Below are 20,342 nucleotides of genomic sequence, written 5' to 3'. Positions count from 1 at the left end.
ACAATCGAGGGGCTTGCGCCCCTCGATCTTCAGACGGCACCGCAGTCAAGCGGCGCGGCGCGCTCCGGGATTACGGACGCACGAGCATGCGCGTACGCATCTCCAGGTGCAGCGCGTGGCAGAAGTGCGTGCAATAGCACCAGAACACGCCCGGCTTGTCGGCCTTGAAGGTGACGGACTTCGTCTCCAGCGGGTTCACCACGAAGTTGATGTCGTACTTCGGAATCGCGAAGCCGTGCGACAGGTCTTCCACCTTGTCGAGGTTGGTGAGGATGAGGGTGACCTCGTCGCCCACCTTGAGTTCGAACTCGCGCAGGCTATAGGCCGGTGCCTGCGAGGCGATCCTCACCGTGACCTTGTTGCCGTCGCGGAACACGCCCGATTCCTTCGCATCCTTGATCGCCAGCGGGTGTGCGTCCAGCACGCCGACCTGACGGGTCTTGATGAGTTCGCGCTTGACGATGATGAAGTCGTGCGGCTCCGGATGCACCGGGTGGTCGGCCAGCAGCACCATCTTCTCGCCACGGATGTCGATCAGCTGCTCGTTTTCCGGGTGCATCGGACCCACCGGCAGGAAGCGGTCCTTGGAGAACTTGCAGCCCACCGCCAAGAACTGGCCGCTGGCTTCCTTGGTTTCGCCCATGTCGGCGCTGATGTGGCCGGGCTGGTAATGCACATCGATACGGTCGACCACGTACTGCGCGGCCTTGTCACCGTTATGGAACTTGATCGCGGCGTCGATGTTCCACTTGACGATCTGGCTGTCCAGGAAGAGGGTCGTGAAGGCGTTGCCGCGGCCGTCGTAGGTGGTGTGCAGGGGGCCGAGGCCGACTTCGACTTCAGCGACCACCGACTTGCGGATGTCGTCGAGCTTGCCGTCGAGGAAGTCGGCGACCTTGGCGACTTCGATGACCGTGCAGGTGGGCGACAGCTTGCCCGAGCAGATCATGTACTTGCCGTCCGGGCTGGCGTTGACGCCGTGCGGGTTCTTGGGGACCGGTACATAGGCGGTCAGCGCGGTCTTCGGATCGGGGTTGGCGGCCTTGGTGCCGTCGACGACCGGGACCTTGGAGGTGCCGACGGTGAAGGACTTGCCGTCCTTGATCGCCTTTTCGATGCGGGCGACGTCGAAGAACACGCAGGCGTCCATCTCGGCCGACATCATGTCTTCGTAGCGCGCGCCGCCCTCGGTGTTGTACTGGTTGGCGGCGGCGAAGCGGCCGTCATAGGAGGTCGCGACCAGGTCCATGTTGCCGTCGACCTTGCACTGCCAGCGCACTTCCATCGTCTCGGCGTCGACGCAGGTGAACAGGCAGAAATACTTGGTCGGATCGTCGAGGTCGCGGCCGTCGTTCGGCTGCGGGATATGGAACTCGTTGCCGCAGAACACGCGGGTGGTGTGGTTGATGGCCTTGTCGACCGGGTCGCGCTTGTCCGAGAAGATGCCGTGGAAGCCCTGGATGTTCGGGATCTCGGTGATCGCGTCGCATTCGAAGACGTCGCCACGGATACGGCCCAGGCGGCCGTGGATCTTGTCGTTGACCCAGAAGTACTTGCCGTCGTAGGTGCCGTCGGTGTAGGAGCCGTGGATGTGGTGGGTGTCGCCGGTCTTGTACTTCAACTGGCCGTCCGCACGCGTGCCGATCACCTTCTTGGACTCGTTGGTGATGCCCCAGCCGCTCATGCAGTCGATGTTGAAGGTCGGCACGCGCTTGATTTCACGCCCCGAAGGCAGGCCGAGGACGCGGCATTCGCCGGAGTGGCCGCCGGACCAGATGCCGTAGTAGGTGTCGAGCTCACCCGGTGCCATGTGCAGCTTGAGGCCGGAGGCAGCATGCGCCGCGGCGGGCGCGGCGGCCGGTGCCGCGGCGGGTGCAGCGGCCGGAGCGGGAGCGGTTTCCTTGTTGCACGCGGACAGGCCCACCGACATGCCGGCACCGGCGAGGCCGGCGAGCGCTGCGGTGTTGAGGAACTTGCGGCGGCTCGGATCGGGCATGGCTTCGACCGGGTTCATCTTTGCGTCGTTCATGGTTCTTTGCTCCCGTAGGCAGGTGTAGTCGATCTCACAGACCCGGCATCGCGACCTTGCGCCCCTTGCGTCGGTTCTTCATGCGTGTCGGGGGCCTGTGACAAATTGTCCTGTGACGTTTTGTCGCACCCCAATTCTATGAAGGTGGAAATCAGTAAACCTTGATATAAGGCAAAGATGAGTCCTTCAGTTCTTGTTTGCGAAGGGAAGAATGCAGCCGATCGAGCAGGAAACCGAGCCCGCCGAGGATCTCGACAACCCCAATCCGGTACTGATGCCTGCGCGGGTGCTCAACGCCGTGCGCACCGATCGCGGGCGCCTGCTGCAGTTGCGCTGGGTTTCCCTGCTCGCGATGGTGCTGATGAGCCTGGTCGTCTTCCCCTGGCTCGCGCCCGCGCAGCCGGTCGGGCCGCTCGTCGGGGTCACCTTGTGCCTGCTCGCGGTCAACCTCGCCCTGCTCGGTGGGGCTGCACGCTGGCTGGTGGGGCGCTGGGGCGCCTTCCTGCAACTCGCCGTGGATCTGCTGGCATGGGCGGCATTCCTCTATTTCACCGGTGGCGTTACCAACCCGGCGATCTCGCTGCTGCTGCCGGTGGTGGCGGTGGGCGCTTCGATCCTGCCCGCGGCACAGGCCTGGGCGCTGGCGGCCCTCGCGGTCGCGCTGTATTCCGTGCTGTGGCAGTTTCACCAGCCGGTTCGCCTGGCCGACGCCGATCAGGCGATGTACTGGCACCTGGCCGGCATGTGGATCAGCTTCGCGGTCTCCGCCGCCACCGTGGTCTGGTTCATCGTGCGGCTCAACGTGGAGCTGGCGCGGCGCGACAACGAACTCGCGGCGGTCAACGCGGCGCGTGCGCGCGACACCTACGCGGTCGGACTGGGCAAGCTCGCCGCCGGTGCCGCCCACCGCCTCGGCACACCGCTCGGCACGCTGCGCATTCTCGCCGACGATCTGGCGAGCCGACCCGAGCTCGCCTCCGGGCTGCGTGAAGACGTGCAGCTGATGCGCGAGCAGGTCGACTACTGCCGCGACATTCTCAACGGGCTCACGCGCGAGGCCGGCCAGCAGCGGGCGGAGAGCGGCGGGGCGGTCGAGGTGCGGGCCTGGGTGACGGAGGTGGGCGGGCGCTGGCAGCGTCTGCGCCCCGGGGCAGGCTTGCACATCGATGCGGAGGCGGCGGACGGGCAGGCGGTCATCGTCGCCGACGCATCGCTCGGCGATGCCCTGCACAACCTCATCGACAACGCCGCCAATGCCAACGAGCGCGCGGGAGCGCGCGCTTGCGCGGTGGAGCTCGGGATCCGTCGCGAGGGCGCGCGGGTGGTTGTCGAGGTGCTGGATCGCGGGCCCGGGTTGCCGCCGGAGCGCGTGGAGGCGGCGCGTCTGGCGCGGCTCGGGGAGCGTGCGCAAGGCATGGGCGTCGGCTTGATGCTGGCGCACGCCGCCGTCGAGCATCATGGCGGGCATCTTGAATTCCGTTCCAGACCGGGTGGTGGCACGATTGCGCGCATGCTGATTCCGCGACAGTCCGTACGATGACCCCCGACAACACGCCCTGCCTCCTTGTCGTCGATGACGATCCGGCCTTCAATCGCATCCTCGTGCGCGCCCTCGGCCAGCGTGGCTTCGATACCTACGGGGCGACCGACAGCGAGGGCGCGCTCGAGCTCGCCCGCGACCACGAGCCCGAGTTCATCGTGCTCGACCTCAACATCGGCGGCGAGTCGGGCCTGAAGCTCATCCGCCCCCTGCTCGAGGCGAGCCCCGGGGCGCGTATCCTCGTGCTCACCGGTTACGCCAGCATCGCCACGGCGGTCGATGCGGTGAAGCTGGGGGCCGTCCAGTACCTGGCCAAGCCGGCCGACATCGACAGCATCATCCGCGCCTTGCGCGCCGAGGGCGTGAGACCCGAGGATCACGCGCCCGGGGCTCCGCTTTCGGTCGACCGCCTCGAGTGGGAACACATCCAGCGCGTGCTCGCGGAGCACCACGGCAACATCTCGGCAACCGCGCGTGCGCTGCAGATGCACCGGCGCACGCTGCAACGCAAGCTCGCGCGCCCGCCGGCGGGGGCCTGACCGGCAGGCGGGTCGCGCCGGTTCCCCTCTGTTCAAGGACGGCCTTCCGCTCTAACCTTCGTTCCCGATCGAACCTCCCCCAGACCCCCACAAGGATCCCATCATGCGCCGCTTGCTCCTGCTGCTGACGCCCGTCCTCGCTGCCACCGCACATGCCAGCCCCGTGCCTGCCGAGGCGCCGATCCGCATGGCCGGTCTGTGGCTGATGAACACGACCCCCGTCGGGGCCGCGGCGCAGACCTCCAGCTTCCACATCTGTATCGGCGCGCCCGCGCGCGACGACGTGCTCGCCCACCCCGGCAGCGCCGTGCAGAACTGCCGCGAAGAGCGCTGGAGCAAGGACGAGCACTACACCTACTATCAGGCGAGCTGCGAGGCCAAGGGCGGCAGCGCGGCGGTCGAGGCGAGGTTTGCCGGTGACTTCAAGTACAACTTCCAGGGGGAGGTCACCATGACGATCGCGTCGCAAGCCGGCGCTGCCGAGGTGACCAGGATGGAGATCGATGGGCGGCGGCTGGCGCCTTGTCGCGGTGGCCTGCCGGAAGGCAGGTTCCTGATCAAGGGGCAGGATGGGGTGGGCAACCTGAATCTGGGCGAACCGATTCGCCAGCCGGCGCGCTGAAGCACGAGCCGTTGCCGACCACGGGAGTCGGTCGTCACAGCCACGGTCCGCAGATCACCGAGCGGGCAGCGGACGACCTCGCCGGGTCCTGCACCGCCTCCCCACGGAGCGATCACGACGTGCCTCCGCGACGACAGCATTACCGCGGCCGCAACCCGGCGCGCGCCCACAGCATCGCCGAGCTGCGCGCGATGGCGGCGCGCCGGCTCCCCGACTTCTGCCTCGAATACCTCGATGGCGGCGCCGACGACGAGCTCGCGCTCGCGCGCAACCGGCGCGTGCTCGACGAGATCCTGCTGCTGCCGCGCACCTTGGTCGATGTGTCGCAGCGCGAGCTTGCGGTGCCGCTCTTCGGCACCGACATCGCGCTGCCGGCGGTGATCGCGCCCACCGGCTTCAACGGCCTGCTCACCCACGCGGGCGACCGCGTGCTCGCCGAGGCGGCGCACGCGGCGGGCCTCCCGTTCTGCCAGAGCATGGTGTCGACCGTGGCGCTGGAGGACATCGCCGCCACCGGTGTGCGCCACTGGATGCAGATCTATCCCTTCAAGGACCGCGACAACCTCGCCGCGGTGGTGAAGCGGGCCGAGCGCGCCGGCTGCGAGGCGATCGTGCTCACCACCGACGCCTCGGTGTTCGGCAACCGCGAATGGGACCGCCGCAACTACCGCGCGCCGATGAAGCTGGCCTGGCGCAAGCTGCTCGATGTCGGCCTTCATCCGCGTTGGGTCCTCGACGTGCTGGTGCCGCACGGCATGCCGCGCTTCCGCAACCTCGGCGACTTCCTGCCGCCGGGCATGGACAGCGCGAAGAACGCCGCCGCCTTCCTCGCCGCGCAGATGGACACCTCGCTGACCTGGGAGGACCTGCGCCGCCTGCGCGACCTGTGGCCGCGCCGGCTGCTGGTGAAGGGCGTGCTGCTGCCCGAGGATGCGCTGCGTGCGCAGGAGGCGGGTGCCGACGGCGTGGTGGTGAGCAACCACGGCGGGCGTCAGCTCGACTGCGCGCCGGCGCCGATCGAGACCCTGGCCGCGGTGCGCCAGGCGGTGGGGGCGGAGATGACGGTGATCGTGGATAGCGGCTTTCGCCGCGGCAGCGACTTCGTCAAGGCGCGCGCGCTCGGCGCCGATGCGGCGATGTCGGGGCGGGCGACGCTGTACGGCCTCGCCGCCGCGGGTGCCGCGGGCGCGGCGCGCGCGTTGGAGATCCTGCGCGGCGAGATGGAGCGCACGCTCGGGCTGATCGGCTGTGCGCGGATGGACGAGGTGGACGCGCGTTACGTCGGTCGCGGCTGAAGGCCTCGTGGGGCGGCGTGTGCCTCAGACCCCCCAGACCACCGGTGTCTCCTCGCGCAGCGACTCTTTCAGCATGGCCAGCAGCGGCCACGCGCGCTGGGCGAGGCCGACCGGGGCGGCCATGCCGGTGTTGCCGGCTTCCTTCTCCGCCTCCTCGTCGGCGTGGCCGCGCTGGCGTTCGAGTTCGGCCTGACGAACGCGCTCTTCCTCGATCGCGGCCTCGAGGCGGGCAATGGCCTCGGGGAGTTGTTGCACGGTGACGATGCCCTTGGCGTCGGCGGGGTCCTTGCCGAGGATGCCGATGAGCTTCTTCGCGGCATCGCCGAACATGATCACGTCGGCGCTCGCGTGGGACTTGAAGGTGACCAGCATGGGGTGTCGCTCCTCTCTTACAGGCCCTTGACGGCGTAGATGCCGGGCGCGTTGCGCCAGTAGCCCTTGTAGTCCATGCCGCAGCCGAACAGGAAGCGGTCGGGGATGTCGAGACCGGTGAAGTCGGCGCGCATGCCGGGCCTCGCCTTGCGTTGGTGCAGCTTGTGCACCAGCACCGCGGACAGCACCTCGGCGGCGCCTTCTTCCTTCAGGTGCGCGATGATGGCCTCGAGCGTGTGGCCTTCGTCGAGGATGTCGTCGAGCACCAGCACCGTGCGTCCGCGCAGATCCTGGGTGGGACGCACGCGCCAGTCGAGCAGGGTGCCCTGGATGGCGTGGCCGTAGCGCGTGGCGTGCAGGTAGGCGACTTCGAGCGGGAAGGGCAGGCGCGGCAGGATGCGGCCGGCGAGGATCAGCCCGCCGTTCATCACCGCATAGACCAGCGGGTTGGCGTCGGCGAGGCGTGCGCTGATCTCGGCCGCCATGCGGTCGAGCGCGGCCTCCACGGTGGCGGCATCGGCGAGGCAGTCGGCCTCTTCGCGGGCGCGCTTGATTTCTTCCAGATTCAGGGACATGTCGATGAACTGCGGGCGCTCGCCCGGTGCGTTTGCGGACGCATCATTCTAGCGCCGATCCCCGCAAGGCGCCGCCTTCGAGGGCGTGCGCGGATGAGCGGCTTGCCGCGATGCCGCGGGCTGTGGTTTGTGCGCTTGTGCGCGGACCAGCGGCGCGGTAAAAGAGGCGGGTCTTCGTCCTGCCGCCCCGGAAACCGCCATGCCCATCCATGAAATCCGCCATCCGCTCGTGCGCCACAAGATCGGCCTGATGCGCGAAGGCGACATCAGCACCAAGAAGTTCCGCGAGCTCACTGCCGAGATCGCCCGCCTGCTGGCTTACGAGGCGTGCCAGGACTTCCCGCTCGAGACGGTCGAGATCCGGGGCTGGGCCGGTCCGGTCGAGATCGAGCAGATCAAGGGCAAGAAGGTCACCGTGGTGCCCATCCTGCGCGCCGGGCTGGGCATGCTCGACGGCGTGCTCGACATGGTGCCGAGCGCCAAGGTCAGCGTGGTCGGCATCGCGCGTGACGAGGAGACCCTGCAGCCGGTGCCCTACTTCGAGAAGTTCGTCGGCCAACTCGACGAGCGCATGGCGTTGATCATCGACCCGATGCTCGCCACCGGCGGCTCCATGGTCGCCACCGTGGACATGCTGAAGCGCAAGGGCTGCACCCATGTGCGCGCGCTGGTGCTGGTGGCGGCGCCCGAGGGCATCGCGCTGATGGACGAGAAGCATCCCGACGTGGACATCTACACCGCGAGCATCGACAGCCACCTCAACGAGCACGGCTACATCATCCCCGGGCTGGGAGATGCCGGCGACAAGATCTTCGGCACCCGGCACAACTGAGTCCGCGGTGACGGCGTGCGATCGTCCGCTGCGGTCGCCGCGTCATCACGGCTTCATCGATAACGACAACCATGCCGGCTGCGCGCCACGCCGACCGCGTGCGCCCGGCGGAGAACCCTCATGCGTGAAATTCCCATCCAGTCTGCCGAGCCGCTATGGCGGCAGGCGATCTCCGGCGCCCAGATCCTCTTCGTCGCCTTCGGCGCGCTGGTGCTGGTGCCGCTGCTCACCGGACTGAACCCTTCCCTGGCGCTGCTCGGCGCCGGCGTCGGCACCCTGCTGTTCCAGCTCCTCACCGGGCGCCAGGTGCCGATCTTCCTCGGCTCGAGCTTCGCCTTCATCGCGCCGATCATCTTCAGCATCCAGACCTGGGGCATCCCGGCCACCATGGGCGCGCTCGCCTGCGTGTCGCTGATGTACTTCGTCTTCGCCGGGCTGGTGTGGAAGCACGGCGCCGAGATCGTGCACCGCTACATGCCGCCGGTGGTGGTGGGGCCGATCATCATGATCATCGGCCTGTCGCTTGCCGCGGTGGGCGTCAACATGGCGATGGGGCGCAGCGGCGACGGCAAGCTCGAGCTCGTGCCCTACGCCACCGCGCTCATGGTGGCGGGGATCTCGTTCGGCACCACCGTGCTGGTGGCCGTGTTCGCGCGCGGCTTCCTCAAGCTGGTGCCCATCCTGTGCGGCGTGGCGGCGGGCTACGTCGCGGCGATCCTGTTCGGCCTGGTGGATTTCGCCGCGGTGGGTGCGGCGCCCTGGTTCGTGCTGCCGCAGTTCGTCACGCCGAGCTTCGAGCTCGCGGCCATCCTGTTCATGTTGCCGGTGGCCCTGGCGCCGGCGATCGAGCACGTCGGCGACGTGCTCGCGATCGGTGGGGTGACCGGCAAAGACTATACCGAGAAGCCCGGCCTGCACCGCACCCTGGCCGGCGACGGCGCCGGCGTGCTGTTCGCCGGCCTGGTCGGCGGCCCCCCGATCACCACCTATTCCGAGGTCACCGGCGCGCTGACCCTGACCAAGAACTACAACCCGGCGATCATGACCTGGGCCGCGGTGTTCGCGGTGATCCTCGCCTTCTTCGGCAAGTTCAACGCGCTGCTGGCGTCGATCCCGGTGCCGGTGATGGGCGGCATCATGATGCTGATGTTCGGCTCGGTGGCGGCCGTCGGGCTGAACACCCTGATCAAGGCGCGTGTCGACCTGGAGGAGCCGCGCAACCTGGTGATCGTGTCTTCGGTGCTGGTGATGGGCATCGGCGGTCTGGCGCTGAACTTCGACGGCCTGACCCTGCAGGGCGTCAGCTTGTGCGCCGTCGTCGCGGTGGTGCTGAACCTGATCCTGCCGAACGCTCGAGCCGGCGCCTGAGCAGCGCGAGCAGGCCGCGCAGGAGCGGGACGGCGGTGGGCAGCAGCGCCGAGAGCCGCCCGCCGCGCGCCTGGCGAAGCAGCAGCCAGCCGACCCAGGCGCGCCTGGCGAGCCGCAGCGTGAGTCGCGGCCTTGCAGCGAGCACGACGAGCAGTGCGACCGACAGCACGGGGACCTTGTCCTTCGCCCACGCGAGGTGATCGCGCAGCGCATCGACGCGGTCGAGCGCGCCGTCGATGCCGGCGAGGCGCTGCGTGATGTCGGCGCGCTGGGCCTCGGCGCGCAGCTGCAGCTTCTGCTTGCGCAGCGCGAGTTCGACCTGGCGGGGATCCATGCGCGGCGCGCCTTCAGTCGGGTTTCTTCAAGGCCGCGCGGTCGCGGGCGAGCTCGGCCAGGCTGGCCGAGAACAGCTTCGTGCCGCTACGGAAGGCGCGCGCCGCGTTACTCGCCGCGAGCAGCCCGCCGCCGAGGCAGATCGCGGTGGAGATGCCGAGCGCGAGCAGGCGATGTTCGTCCCAGAACAGCACGGTCAGGAACACCATCAGAAACACCAGCCCGAAGCCGAGCAGCAGCCCCGCCAGCACCGTGTTGAGCGCAAGCCCGGTGAGGCGGAGCTTTTCTTCCTGAAGCTCGACCGCAAGCAGTTCCAGCCGCGTCTGCGCCGTCTGCAGCCCGGCATCGACGATGCCGTGCAGGCTTTCGGCGAGACGCGGTCTGGGCGGCCTGGGCTCGGTGCTCATCGAATCAGCGACGGCTGACCAGCAGGCCGAGCAGGAAGGCGACGCCGGCGGCGACGCCGACCGACTGCCAGGGGTTTTCGTGCACGTAGTCGTCGGTTGCGCGCACGGCCTTCTTGCCGGAGTCGACGATCGCGGCCTCGGCATCGGCCAGGCGGTCCTTGGCGACCGCGACGCGACCGTTGATGCGCGCGCGCAGATCATCGAGCTTGCCGCCCTGCTGGTCGGCGGTGAGCTTGAGGAGTTCCTCCGCGTCCGAAATCAGGGACTTGAGGTCGTCGACGATCTTGTCCTTGGAGGGCTGAAGGGTCGTTGCCATGGTGGTTCTCCTGTGAGTGGTCCGGGAAAAGTGGCCTGAAGCGCTTCGTGCCATGCCTGAAGCAAGCCTACCCCGCGGGGCGTCCGGCCGCAATGAACGATGCGTAAGCGAGTGCTGAAGCCGCTGCAGGGGTATGCCGAATCGAAGCGCGATGTCCGGTTGCAGCGTGTTTTCGGCGGTGCGCCGGGTGCCGTTGCTTGGCAAAATCGGGGCATCTTTCGCGAACGTGCCTGGCGCCGACCGGAACGGCTGCGGATGAAGACGCTCCAAGGACAAGCTTCTCACCGACAAGGTTGCACCATGATCCGTAAATTCGCCCCGATCCTTTGCCTCGGCCTTTTGGCGACGACCGTCCACGCTGCCGAAGACATCGACACCGCGGCCTTGTTCTCGGCCTCGCTGACCGGGCTCGACGCTCAGCCGGTGGCCATGGAGCGCTTCCGCGGGCGGCCGCTCATCGTCAATTTCTGGGCGCGCTGGTGCGCGCCCTGTCGCGAAGAGATCCCCGAGCTCATCCGCCTGCGCGATGCGCAGGGCGCGGACGGGATCGAGGTGATCGGGGTTGCGCTCGAGAGCCAGGTCGAGGGCGTGCGCGTGTTCGCCACCGCCAACGACATGCGCTATCCGGTGGTGCTGGCGGCGAAGCAGGGCATCCCGCTGATGAAGGCGCTCGGCAACGCGGCGGGCGGCGTGCCCTACACGGTCTATATCGGCCGCGACGGCAAGGCGGTGGGCAGCAAGCTGGGGATCGTGCGCGCGGACGATCTCGCCGCGGCGACGAAGGTGCTGCTGAAGTGAGCGCGTGCGGGTGAATGCCCGCACTGCCGCGGCCAGGTTGCCGCAGCTTTCAGACACGGGCGGCGCCGGGCGCCATCGGCGCCCGGGCCGTGGGCTACTCGAAGCGCCCGGCGTCGAGCATCGACGGAAGGCCCGCGCCGACCTCGTCGAAACGCAGGACGCGCGCGCCCTTGTGCTCCTTCAGAAAGTCGGCCGCGTCCTCTCGACTGGCCAGGGGTACGAACTCGTGCCCCATCGGCCCCAGTACGTCCGAGCCCACGACGTACCACGCATTCCTCGCGTCGATGGCGGTCAGCCCGTAGTACTCGGTCACCGAAATGCGCTCGATCTGGTCGCGGCTGTGGCCGGCAGCGTACTTCGCCGGGTCGTGCCAGAACTTGAACAGGTCCTTGGCGCCGTCGAAGAAGTGGGCGTGACCGTCCTTGTAGACGATGGTCGCCACCCAGTTCGGATACTTCGACACCAGCATGCCGCACACCGGGCACAGATCCTTCGTGCCCGGCTTCGGCAGCTCGGCGGCCGGCGCCTGCGCGAGCGCGAACCCCGTCCAGGCTGCGAAAACGAAAGCGAGCAGGGTCTTCATCCTTTGTTGCGCTGCTCCATCATCTTTTGTCGACGCTCGGCGCGGTTCTTGCGGATGCGGGTGACGTCGGCCGACATGTCGGTGTAGGCGGCCAGCAGTGCGCCGTCGAAGTCGGTGAGCTCGCCGCCGTTCGCCGCCTGCGAGACCTTGGCGGCCTCGGCGCTGCCGTAGGCGACCTTGCTGCGCGCGGTCATCACGCCGGCCAACTTGCTGCCGACCAGAAAGCTGGCCTTCTCGACTTCGACCAGCGGCCTGGTATCGCCTTCGGCTGCGTTGTCGCCCACCCACAGCGCCTTGGGGTCGCGATCGATGTTCAGCGCCAGGCTGATCGCCGCGCAATGCAGCGAACAGGTGCCGTCGGCGAGGTCGTCGGCGTAGTGCACGACCATGCGCGAGTGGTGGAACTGTTTGCGATCCATGCCGCAATACGGGCATTTGGGATGCTTGGCGAGGTCATCGACCTGCGGCTGCGGATCGGCTGCGGTCTTGGGGATGAACTGCGCCGGGGTGCCGTCGCCGGTGCAGCCGGACTGCGCGGCGGCCTTGCCGGCGGTGGCCATTCCGATGCTGGCGAGGACGGACATCTTGAGGGCTTCTCTGCGATCCATGGTCTGCTCCTTCGGGGTGGTGCCGGCGCGTGCCGGCAGGGTTCGATTCGAATCGGGCTGCGCCTGCGGCAGGCGCTGCGACCCGGGGCCGGGTCATCGCGTCTCCGGCAGGATGCGATCGAGCTGGATGGCCAGCAGCCTGTCGTCGAGTTCGCCGATGACCTTGCCGCTGATCAGCCCGTTGCGATCGACGAAGATGGTCATCGGCAGGCCTTTCACGCCGTAATCGCGGGTGATGCGCGCGCCGGGGTCGAGCACGGCCGAGTAACCGACGCCGAGGCGCTCGATGAAGGCGGCGGCGGTGGCGCGGTCCTGGGCGACGTTGACCGCCAGCACGCTCAGTCCGCTCGCCGCGTGTTCGCGCCAGGCACGGTCGATCCGCGTCATGCTGTTGGCGCAGTAGCGGCACCAGTCGGCCCAGAAATCGATGATCACCGGCTTGTCGGCAAAGTCTTCCGGGAACCGGCGTACGCCGCCGTCCAGGCCCATTGCCTCGAAGGCGGGGGCAGCGATGCCGCGCGCCGGGCCGGCGTCGGATCCGCCCCGGCCGCAGGCGGCGAGCAGGGTGCAGGCAAGGACGAGCAGCAGGTTCTTCATCGGCAGTGGCCTCAGTCGAGCAGGATCAGGTTGGAGCGCAGCACCATCACGCTCGCCACCAGCATGAAGAGCACAAAGCCCGCCGCGGCGATGCCGGCCAGGCGTGCGCTGGCCTGCGGGGCGAGGGTGGCGAGGCTGGGGCGGCCGCCGAACATCCTCAGCACCCCGGCCGCCAGCCCGGCCGCGGCGGCGGCGAACAGCGGGATGTAGAGCAGGTAGCCCTGGTAGCCGTATTCGGGTTTCAGGATGCAGAACGGGCAGTGGTGATGGGGATGCTCGTAGATGTACAGCGACACGAAGGCGACCACCCCGGCGAGCGCGGCGAAGAAGGCGGCGACCGAGGCCGTGCCGACCGCGAGCCCGCTCCACAACCTGTGCCCGCCGCTCTTCCAGTGCCAGGCAGCGAGCAGGATCGCGCCGCCCAGCGTGGCGTAGAAGACGCTCATCGCCCGTGCCGGCGCCAGCGCGCTGACCTCGCTCGCGACCGTGTCGGCCTCTTCCGAGAACAGGCTGCCGCAGCACGAGGTGATGACGTCCGCCTCGAGGCGGATGAAGTAGTTGAACTGCAGGTACAGCACCGCCGCGGCGAGCGGCGCGTAGGCGAGCAGCAGGCGGTACTTGATGCGGGTGAGCGGATAGTCGCGCGCCTGGTTGTCGAGGCGGTTGATCGCCAGCCACGTCGCCGCGAAGAAGAACGCCACGAGCTGTGCGTATAGCGCCGGAAAGCCGTACGCGTTGGCGTTGAGCGTGCCGACGGCGCACATCGCGCCGACGAACATCACCGACATCCTGTCGGCGTTGAACACGAACAGCAGCGTCGACAGCACCTGCAGCCCGCACACCAGCGCCACCATCATCGAGAACAGGTAGGTCAGGCGCTCGAGCCGCAACTGGCGCTCGCTGCCGCTGCCGAGGTCCCAGTGGCGGATGAGCTGCAGCGCGAACGGCGACGCCACCGCCAGCATGGCCACGCTCAGGCCGGCGGCGAGCAGCAGGGCGATGATGGCGGGCTGGAAGATCATGGCCAGGCCTTGCGCGTGTCGACGACCTCGATGAGCCGGCCGTCGCGCAGCGAATACACCCGGTCGACGACCTCGGACTCGACCACCAGCGGGTCGTGGCTGGTGAGGATCACCGTGCGCCCGGCCTCGGCGAGGCGGCGCAGGATGGCGAGGAATTCGGCCGAGAGCGTGCTGTCGAGGTTGGCGGTGGGTTCGTCGGCGACGAGGATCTCGGGGTCGTTGATGAGCGCACGGCAGATCGCCACGCGCTGCTGCTCGCCCCCGGAGAGCCACTCCACCTTGGCGTCGCGGCGGTGCGCGAGCTGCAGGTCGGCGAGCAGGGCCTCGGCGCGCGCCAGCAACTGCGCGCGCGGCGTGCCGCCGGGGTAGCCGGGCAGGATGATGTTCTCGACCGCCGACAGGCCGCGGATCAGGTTGAACTGCTGGAAGATGAAGCCGAAGGTGCGGCGGCGGATCTCGGTCAGGAAGCGCTCGGGCAGGCCGGAGATGTCCTCGCCGTTCAGGCGCACGCGGCCCTCGGTGGGGCGGGCGAGGCAGCCGAGGATGGTCAGCAGCGTGGTCTTGCCCGAGCCCGAGGGGCCCTTGAGCACGCTCACCCGCGCCGGCGGGATCTCCAGGTCGATGCCCTTGAGCGCCCAGTATTCGTTGTGCTGGCCCTGGTTGAACACCTTGCGGATGTTGGCGAGTTCGAGCATCGCGTCAGCTCCGCATCACGGTGTCGGGGTCGGTGGTCGCCGCGCGCCAGATCGGCACCAGGGTGGCCGCGGTGTAGGGCAGCACGGTGAACACGAACAGCGTGGCCACCTGCAGGCCGTCGATCTGCGGCGTGAGCGCGAAGCTCGGGTACAGCACCGCCCAGCCTTTGAGCACCGGTGCGAACAGGGTGAACTCGAAGTGGAACACATGCACGTAGGCGGCGACGTAGCCGACCAGGAAGGCGAACAGCGAGACCAGGAAGCCTTCCCAGAACTTCATCGCGATCACGTCGCCGGTCTCCCAGCCGATCGCCTTGAGGATGCCGATCTCGCGTTTTTCTTCCGCCGACAGGCCGGCAGCCTTCTCCCAGGCGAAGATGCCGAAGGCGAGGATGGCGGCCGACAGCAGCGCCAGCATCATGCCCTCGCGCCAGTCGAAGATCGACGCATAGGTGCGCAGCACCTCCTCGCGCAGGATCGGGCGCGAGTCGGGCAGGGTGCCGAGCAGCTTGACACCGACGTTGCGCACCTCGAGCGGGTTGGCCACCCACAGCGCGATGTCGGTGTAGTGGCCGTCCGGATAGGCGAAGAAGCGGCGGAAGTCGGCCTCGTTCATCAGCACCAGGTCGGCGCTGACCAGTTCGGACTCGTGCGCCAGCACTGCGGCGACGATGAAGGTGTGCAACTCGCCGGAATATGCGCGGAAGGAGATGCCGTTGCCCGCCGACAGCCCGCGCGTGCGCTCCAGCGCCGGGCCGACGACGATCTCGCCCGGGACGATCTCGCGATCGGCCGGAACCATGAAGGTGTAGTTGGCCTTCAGCACGCTGTCGTAGTAGTAGCCCCACAGCCGGCCCTCGATCTTCTGCACGCCGCGGATGCGGCCGATCCGCTCGATGTAGCCCGGCGGCACCAGGTCGTGGCGGCCGGCGATGAGGCGCTGCAGCACGATCTCCGGCGCGCCGGCCAGCACCCGCGTGGCCTCGTTGCGCAGCGCGTGGGTGTACAGCGCCACCGAGGCGAGCACGAACACGAGCAGCGTATAGACGAACAGCAGCCCGAGGCTCTTGCCCTTGCGCCGCGCGAGCGACTGCGCGGTGAAGTCAATCAGGTGACGCTGCCTTTCGATCCAGGGTTTCATGGTGGTCCAGCAGCAGGCGTGGTGGCGGCAGCAGCGAGCCCGAGGGGAAGTGCTCCAGCGCCATCGGGTGGTCCTGGAAGGCGGAGTGCAGGTCGGCCTGGCTCAGGTGGCGGGTGTAGCGTGCCTCGGTGAACAGCACCACGTCGGACAGGCGCAAGCCGGTGACGAGTTCCGTTGTGCGCTGCAGTGCCGCCTCGCGTGCGCTGCGCTGCCTGGCGGCGTCGGCGAAGGTTGCCGCAAACAGCACGCCGGCGAGCAGCGTGGCGGCGAGGACGCGGTCGGAGGGGCGCTCCAAGGGCATGCCAAGGTCCCCGCTACTTGCCGCGCGCCAGGGTCTTCCGGCGCATTTCCTCGTAGCTCAGGCTGTGCGCATCGGCTGCGGGCGCTGCGCTGGCAGCGAGGTCGTAGCGCATCGGCGAGCGCTTGACGATGTAGCGGGCCTGGCGCGGATCCAGCCAGGTGACCGCCTTGACGCTCGGACTCTCCCAGGCCGCCACCCACATCCGGGTGGACACGTCGTCCATCCACGGAAAGCGCGTGCGCTGCTCTTCGAGCCAGAAGACCAGGCAGCCGACATCGTCGAACGTGAAGGTATTGTCCCTCGGCCCCCCGCGCAGTTGCGCGGCGAAGCGGTGGTCGGCGATGCGCATGTTGCAGCGCACGCAGGCATCGCGATCCCAGGCGATGGGCTTCATGCCCTCGGGCCACACCTCTCCCGAGCAGGCCGCCAGCGGCGTCAGCAGCAGGCCGCCGGTGCCGAGGCGGGCGATGAAGCGACGTCTGTCAGGGTTGTACATGGGGCTCATCTCCGACCGCTCGAGGATCTCCCTTGGAGGCGGACGCCGGGTTCGAATGCCCGGATGATAGCGCCGGCGCGTGGCCCCCGGGCCGCATGGCCCCGGAGGAGGGCAGGGGTGCGACCGCGTGTCGCACCCCACGGGGCTACAGCGTCCAGTCGTAATCCACCGTCAGCGGCGCGTGGTCCGAGAAGCGCTGCGCCTTGTAGACCTCCGCCGCCTGGGCGCTCGCAGCCAGTCCCGGGGTGGCGACCTGGTAGTCCAGCCGCCATCCCACGTTCTTCGCCCACGCTTGGCCGCGGTTCGACCACCACGTGTAGCAGGCCTCGGTGGCCTCGGGGTGCAGGCGGCGATAGACGTCGATCCAGCCCTGTTCGTCGAACAAACGCCCGAGCCACGCGCGCTCCTCGGGCAGGAAGCCGGAGTTCTTCTGGTTCGACTTCCAGTTCTTCAGATCGGCTTCGCGGTGGGCGATGTTCCAGTCGCCGCACACCACGACCTCCTGTCCGCTCTGGAAGAGCTGGTCCATGTGCGGCAGGAAGCGGTCCATGAAATCGAACTTGACCTGCTGGCGCTCCGCCGAGCTCGAGCCCGAGGGCAGATAGAGCGAAACCACCGAGAGCTTGCCGAAGTCGAGCTGCAGGAAGCGGCCCTCGGCGTCGATCGCGGGGATGCCGAGGCCCTCGACGACGCGGTCCGGCGCGTGCCGGCTGTAGATGCCGACGCCGCTGTAGCCCTTCTTCTCGGCGGCGTGGAACCAGCCCTGCATGCCCGCGGGCGCGCGCATCTCGGGGCGCAGGTCGGCGTCCTGCGCCTTGAGTTCCTGCACGCACAGGAAGTCGGCCTGCTGCGCGGGCAGCCAGTCGAGCAGGCCCTTGGTGCAGGCCGAGCGGATGCCGTTGAGGTTCAGGGTGATGATGCGTAACATCGGCGGTTTCCAGTTTCGCTGCCAGGCAGCCAAAGAGCCGTGGATTTTAGCCGGGATTTCATTGCCCTCGCGTGCCGCAAGGGCGTGCTGCGCTTCGGCGCATTCGTCACCAAGGCGGGACGCAACTCGCCGTATTTCTTCAATGCCGGTCTGTTCGACGACGGCGCCTCGTTCCGCGAGCTGTGCGGCTACTACGCGCGCACCATCCGCGCCGCGGGTATCGCCTGTGACATGCTGTTCGGGCCGGCCTACAAGGGCATCCCGCTCGTCGCCGGCACCGCGATCCGGCTCGCCGAGGACGGCGTGGACCTGCCCTTCGCGTTCAACCGCAAGGAGGCCAAGGACCACGGCGAGGGCGGCACGCTGATCGGCGCGCCGCTGCGCGGCAAGGTGCTGATCCTCGACGACGTGATCTCGGCCGGCACCTCGGTGCGCGAGTCGGTCGAGCTGATCCGCGCCGCGGGCGCCGAGCCCGCCGGTGTGGTGATCGCGCTCGATCGCATGGAACGCGGTAAAAGTGCCTTGTCCGCGGTCGAGGAGGTCAAGGAGAATTTCGGTATTCCGGTCGTCGCGGTGGCCACGCTCGAAGACCTCGTCGCCTACCTGGCGGACAGTCCCGAGCTTGCGGCCAACCTCGACGCAGTCCAGGCATATCGGGAACAGTATGGGATTTCCTCGCGCTGAACGCGTCCTCGCCGGCTTCGCCTGCACCGTCGCGCTGGTGGCCTCGTCCGGCACGCTGGCGGCGCAGCAGTCTGGCGGCGCATCGATCTACTGCTGCGATGTCGGCGGTCAGCCGGTGTGCGGCGACATCCTGCCCGCCGCCTGCTACGGCCGCGCCTACCGCGAGATGAGCCCCTCGGGCACCGTGCGCCGCACGGTCGCGGCGCCGCTCACGCCCGACGAGATCGCCCAGCGCGCGGCCGCCGAGCACAAGCGTCGCGCCGAGGAGGCAGAGCGCATGCGCCAGCTGCGCCTCGACCAGGCGCTGCTCGAGACCTATCGCAGCGTCCAGGACCTCGACAGCCGGCGCGATCGCGAGCTGCGCGAGCTCGACCGCAGCATCCGCGAGCTGCGCGCACGCGAGTCGGAGTTGATCGAGCGCCAGCGCGTCATGATCGACGAGGCCACGCATACGGACAAGAGCGACGTCGCCGCCAGCCTCGAGGCCGACATCCGCCTGCTCGACAGTGAGATCGCCGCCCAGTCCTCGGTGGTCGCGGCCAAGCTGCGCGAGCGCAATGCGGTGGTCGAGCGCTTCGAGGAACACCGTCGCCGATACGTCGAGCTCACCTCGGCGCCCGAGTCCGCGCGCATCCCGCCGATGCCGCGTCGTTGAGTCTTCTGCCGTGCCGCCCGGCCGGGCGGCCGCAACGCGAGGCAGCGATGCCCCCCTCGACCCCCTCAGAAGTCCGCGTGCGCGCGGCCTGCCCGCACGACTGCCCCGACACCTGCGCGATGGAGGTCACGGTTGCCGATGGCCGCGCGGTGAGGATCCGCGGCGCCGCCGACATGCCCTTCACCAACGGCACGCTGTGCACCAAGGTGGCGCACTACCTCGAGCGGGTGTATTCCGAGCGCCGCCTGCTGCATCCGATGAAGCGGGTGGGGCGCAAGGGCGAGGGGCGCTTCGAGCGCATCTCCTGGGACGAAGCCCTCGACACCATCGCGGCGAAATACCGCGAGATCGCCGCCGAGGACCCGCGCGCGATCCTGCCCTACAGCTACTGCGGCACCATGGGCCTGGTGCAGGGCGAGAGCCTGGACCGGCGCTTCTTCCATCGCCTGGGCGCCTCCCTGCTCGAGCGCACGATCTGCGCCACCGCGGGCGCGCACGGCTGGAAGGCGACCGTGGGCGCGATGCTCGGCGCCGATCCCGAAGCCGCCAGCGAGGCCGGCCTGATCCTGATCTGGGGCGCCAACCCGGTGGTGTCCAACCTGCACGGCTGGCGCCACCTGCAGGAGGCGAAGCGGCGCGGCGCCCGCCTGGTGTGCATCGATCCGCGGCGCACCGATACCGCGAAGAAGTGCGACCTGCACCTCGCCCCGCTGCCCGGCACCGACGGCGCGCTCGCGCTCGCGATGATGCAGGTGCTGATCGCCGAGGGCCTGCTCGACCGCGAGTACATCGCCCGCCACACCCTGGGCTTCGACGCGCTCGCCGTACGCGTGCGCGCCTGCACGCCGGAGTGGGCGGCGCCGCTCACCGGCCTCGCGGCCGAGGCCATCCGCAGCCTGGCGATCGAGTACGGGCGCAGCGCGCGCAGCCTGATCCGGCTCAACTACGGCCTCAACCGCTGCGCCGGTGGCGGCATGGCGGTGCGCAACGTGGCCTGCCTGCCCGCGCTCACCGGCGCGTGGCGCCACCCCGGCTGCGGCGCGCTGCTGTCGACCTCGGGCAACTTCCCGGTGGATGTGCAGGCGCTCGCCCGCCCCGACCTCTATCCCGACGCGAGGCGCTTCCCGCCGCGGGCGCTCAACATGTCCTTCATCGGCGACGTGCTGCTCGACAGCCGCGACCCGCCGGTGCGCGCGATCCACGTCTATAACGCCAACCCGGTCGCAGTCGCGCCCGACAGCCGTCGGGTGCGCGCCGGCTTTGCGCGCGAGGACCTCTTCTGTGTGGTGCACGAGCAGTTTCAGACCGACACCGCCGACTACGCCGACATCCTGCTGCCCGCCACCAGCCAGCTCGAGCACCGTGACCTGCACAAGGCCTACGGCCATCCCTACGTTGTGGACAACCGGCCGGCGATCGCGCCGCTCGGCGAGGCGCGCTCCAACACCGCGGTCTTCCGTGCGCTCGCCCGCCGCCTCGGCTTTGCGGCTGCCGCGCTCTACGAAAGCGACGACGCCATCGCGGCGGCGGCCTTCCGCGCCGACGACCCGCGGGTGGCGGGCCTCGCCGAGGGCCTGCAGGCGCGGGGCTGGGCGCGGCTCGCGCT

Annotated in this window: 25 protein-coding genes; 10 read left to right on the top strand and 15 right to left on the bottom strand. The window is 68.9% G+C overall.

The window, feature by feature from the left end; all coding sequences use genetic code 11:
* Positions 1-70 precede the first annotated feature (70 nt).
* A complete protein-coding gene (gene nosZ, locus C665_RS08325) occupies positions 71-2,029 on the bottom strand; it encodes a TAT-dependent nitrous-oxide reductase (protein ID WP_004305194.1) in 1,959 nt (652 codons plus the stop codon).
* 211 nt (positions 2,030-2,240) lie between these two features.
* On the opposite strand from nosZ, the gene C665_RS08320 reads away from it, so the two are divergent.
* The 4 genes from C665_RS08320 (at position 2,241) to C665_RS08305 (ending at position 6,025) form a co-directional block, all read left to right on the top strand.
* A complete protein-coding gene (locus C665_RS08320) occupies positions 2,241-3,569 on the top strand; it encodes an ATP-binding protein (protein WP_004305192.1) in 1,329 nt (442 codons plus the stop codon).
* Positions 3,566-4,108 carry a response regulator transcription factor gene (locus C665_RS08315; protein ID WP_004305191.1) on the top strand — a complete coding sequence of 181 codons (543 nt, stop codon included), beginning with the start codon at positions 3,566-3,568 and terminating at the stop codon, positions 4,106-4,108. The genes C665_RS08320 and C665_RS08315 overlap by 4 nt, the downstream gene beginning before the upstream one ends.
* A 103-nt stretch (positions 4,109-4,211) precedes the next feature.
* Positions 4,212-4,730 (top strand): DUF3617 domain-containing protein, encoded by a 519-nt coding sequence (locus tag C665_RS08310; RefSeq protein WP_004305189.1) that lies wholly within the window; start codon positions 4,212-4,214, stop codon positions 4,728-4,730.
* 119 nt (positions 4,731-4,849) lie between these two features.
* On the top strand, positions 4,850-6,025 hold the full coding sequence (locus C665_RS08305) for an alpha-hydroxy acid oxidase (RefSeq protein ID WP_004305187.1): 1,176 nt from the start codon (positions 4,850-4,852) through the stop codon (positions 6,023-6,025).
* Between the two features lie 24 nt (positions 6,026-6,049).
* Here the strand turns inward: C665_RS08305 and C665_RS08300 are convergent, their stop codons facing one another.
* Together C665_RS08300 and C665_RS08295 are read right to left on the bottom strand one after the other, a co-directional pair.
* The gene (locus tag C665_RS08300) at positions 6,050-6,397 is read right to left on the bottom strand and encodes a DUF1840 domain-containing protein (RefSeq protein WP_004305185.1); all 348 of its coding nucleotides are present in this window, start codon (positions 6,395-6,397) and stop codon (positions 6,050-6,052) included.
* A gap of 17 nt (positions 6,398-6,414) precedes the next feature.
* Positions 6,415-6,972: a hypoxanthine-guanine phosphoribosyltransferase gene (locus C665_RS08295; RefSeq protein WP_004305183.1), complete on the bottom strand. Its 558-nt coding sequence runs from the start codon at positions 6,970-6,972 to the stop codon at positions 6,415-6,417.
* A 199-nt stretch (positions 6,973-7,171) separates the two neighbouring features.
* On the opposite strand from C665_RS08295, the gene upp reads away from it, so the two are divergent.
* Entirely contained in the window at positions 7,172-7,804 is a 633-nt protein-coding gene (upp, locus tag C665_RS08290) for a uracil phosphoribosyltransferase (RefSeq protein WP_004305181.1), read from the top strand.
* A 120-nt stretch (positions 7,805-7,924) separates the two neighbouring features.
* Positions 7,925-9,172 (top strand): uracil-xanthine permease family protein, encoded by a 1,248-nt coding sequence (locus tag C665_RS08285; protein WP_004305179.1) that lies wholly within the window; start codon positions 7,925-7,927, stop codon positions 9,170-9,172.
* Here the strand turns inward: C665_RS08285 and C665_RS08280 are convergent.
* The 3 genes from C665_RS08280 to C665_RS08270 are packed head-to-tail and all read right to left on the bottom strand — an operon-like array spanning position 9,105 to position 10,228.
* Complete coding sequence (locus C665_RS08280) at positions 9,105-9,506, bottom strand: YqjK family protein (protein ID WP_004305176.1); 402 nt, start codon at positions 9,504-9,506, stop codon at positions 9,105-9,107. The two genes, C665_RS08285 and C665_RS08280, sit on opposite strands and share 68 nt — an antisense overlap.
* Positions 9,507-9,519: 13 nt before the next feature.
* The gene (locus C665_RS08275; protein ID WP_004305174.1) at positions 9,520-9,912 is read right to left on the bottom strand and encodes a phage holin family protein; all 393 of its coding nucleotides are present in this window, start codon (positions 9,910-9,912) and stop codon (positions 9,520-9,522) included.
* Positions 9,913-9,916: 4 nt separating this feature from the next.
* A complete protein-coding gene (locus C665_RS08270) occupies positions 9,917-10,228 on the bottom strand; it encodes an ElaB/YgaM/YqjD family protein (RefSeq protein ID WP_004305172.1) in 312 nt (103 codons plus the stop codon).
* A gap of 111 nt (positions 10,229-10,339) precedes the next feature.
* Here C665_RS08270 and C665_RS08265 point away from each other — a divergent pair, with 111 nt between their 5' ends.
* Positions 10,340-11,026, top strand: coding sequence for a TlpA family protein disulfide reductase (locus C665_RS08265; protein WP_245537149.1), 687 nt, complete (start codon positions 10,340-10,342; stop codon positions 11,024-11,026).
* Positions 11,027-11,120: 94 nt separating this feature from the next.
* Here the strand turns inward: C665_RS08265 and C665_RS08260 are convergent, their stop codons facing one another.
* The 9 genes from C665_RS08260 to C665_RS08220 form a co-directional block, all read right to left on the bottom strand.
* Complete coding sequence (locus C665_RS08260; protein ID WP_004305169.1) at positions 11,121-11,609, bottom strand: nitrous oxide reductase accessory protein NosL; 489 nt, start codon at positions 11,607-11,609, stop codon at positions 11,121-11,123.
* Complete coding sequence (locus tag C665_RS08255; RefSeq protein WP_004305167.1) at positions 11,606-12,217, bottom strand: nitrous oxide reductase accessory protein NosL; 612 nt, start codon at positions 12,215-12,217, stop codon at positions 11,606-11,608. The genes C665_RS08260 and C665_RS08255 overlap by 4 nt, the downstream gene beginning before the upstream one ends.
* 93 nt (positions 12,218-12,310) lie before the next feature.
* Positions 12,311-12,814 carry a TlpA family protein disulfide reductase gene (locus tag C665_RS08250; RefSeq protein WP_004305165.1) on the bottom strand — a complete coding sequence of 168 codons (504 nt, stop codon included), beginning with the start codon at positions 12,812-12,814 and terminating at the stop codon, positions 12,311-12,313.
* Between the two features lie 11 nt (positions 12,815-12,825).
* Entirely contained in the window at positions 12,826-13,836 is a 1,011-nt protein-coding gene (locus tag C665_RS08245; RefSeq protein ID WP_004305163.1) for a hypothetical protein, read from the bottom strand.
* Positions 13,833-14,531 carry an ABC transporter ATP-binding protein gene (locus C665_RS08240; RefSeq protein ID WP_004305161.1) on the bottom strand — a complete coding sequence of 233 codons (699 nt, stop codon included), beginning with the start codon at positions 14,529-14,531 and terminating at the stop codon, positions 13,833-13,835. The genes C665_RS08245 and C665_RS08240 overlap by 4 nt, the downstream gene beginning before the upstream one ends.
* Before the next feature lie 4 nt (positions 14,532-14,535).
* Positions 14,536-15,672: an ABC transporter permease gene (locus C665_RS08235; protein WP_004305158.1), complete on the bottom strand. Its 1,137-nt coding sequence runs from the start codon at positions 15,670-15,672 to the stop codon at positions 14,536-14,538.
* Positions 15,635-15,973, bottom strand: a complete 339-nt coding sequence (locus C665_RS08230) for a hypothetical protein (RefSeq protein ID WP_004305157.1) — start codon at positions 15,971-15,973, stop codon at positions 15,635-15,637. The genes C665_RS08235 and C665_RS08230 overlap by 38 nt, the downstream gene beginning before the upstream one ends.
* A gap of 13 nt (positions 15,974-15,986) precedes the next feature.
* On the bottom strand, positions 15,987-16,469 hold the full coding sequence (locus C665_RS08225; RefSeq protein ID WP_012584583.1) for a hypothetical protein: 483 nt from the start codon (positions 16,467-16,469) through the stop codon (positions 15,987-15,989).
* Between the two features lie 145 nt (positions 16,470-16,614).
* Complete coding sequence (locus tag C665_RS08220; protein ID WP_004305153.1) at positions 16,615-17,397, bottom strand: exodeoxyribonuclease III; 783 nt, start codon at positions 17,395-17,397, stop codon at positions 16,615-16,617.
* A gap of 39 nt (positions 17,398-17,436) precedes the next feature.
* Here C665_RS08220 and pyrE point away from each other — a divergent pair, with 39 nt between their 5' ends.
* The 3 genes from pyrE to C665_RS08205 all read left to right on the top strand — a co-directional run.
* Positions 17,437-18,081, top strand: coding sequence for an orotate phosphoribosyltransferase (gene pyrE, locus C665_RS08215; protein WP_004305151.1), 645 nt, complete (start codon positions 17,437-17,439; stop codon positions 18,079-18,081).
* Entirely contained in the window at positions 18,062-18,736 is a 675-nt protein-coding gene (locus C665_RS08210; RefSeq protein ID WP_004305149.1) for a hypothetical protein, read from the top strand. Before pyrE ends, C665_RS08210 begins: the two co-directional genes overlap by 20 nt.
* 47 nt (positions 18,737-18,783) lie before the next feature.
* Positions 18,784-20,342 (top strand): molybdopterin-dependent oxidoreductase (locus C665_RS08205; RefSeq protein ID WP_157277028.1); only part of this gene is annotated, 1,559 nt, incomplete at its 3' end.

It is taken from the genome of Thauera aminoaromatica S2 (genome assembly GCF_000310185.1).
Taxonomy (GTDB): domain Bacteria; phylum Pseudomonadota; class Gammaproteobacteria; order Burkholderiales; family Rhodocyclaceae; genus Thauera; species Thauera aminoaromatica.
The sequence above is the reverse complement of the archived record's forward strand: the minus strand, read 5'-3'. Positions and strand labels throughout refer to the sequence as shown.